The sequence below is a fragment of the Jeotgalibacillus sp. ET6 genome (assembly GCF_029667115.1).
Lineage (GTDB): Bacteria > Bacillota > Bacilli > Bacillales > Jeotgalibacillaceae > Jeotgalibacillus.
Genome location: NZ_JARUIU010000185.1, coordinates 1 through 251, shown reverse-complemented (window position 1 = coordinate 251; position 251 = coordinate 1). Strand labels below are relative to the sequence as shown.

Genomic DNA, 251 nt, shown 5'->3' with positions numbered 1-251 from the left:
AATAAATTCGTTTTCTGCCTTTCTCACGAAAACGGCCCCGCTTTCCATTGGATATAGACCCTTCAAACTCTGAAGCAGCAGGCGGTCAGGTTATTGAGTTTAAGGCAGAGACGAGAATGAGAAGTAAAAAGGAAAGTAACCCCGATCCGATACTCGATGCGATAGTGTTCACAATATTGGCATCTTTTTACGCGGGAAATCGTCGCTGTGCTTGCGCCGGTTTCTGTTTCAATCTTATGATACGTCTTACC

The 251-nt window shown here is 44.6% G+C and carries 1 protein-coding gene; it reads right to left on the bottom strand.

From position 1 onward, the window contains the following. Positions 1-62: 62 nt before the first annotated feature. Positions 63-251 (bottom strand): Trp family transcriptional regulator (locus P6709_RS20130; protein WP_278242666.1); only part of this gene is annotated, 189 nt, incomplete at its 5' end.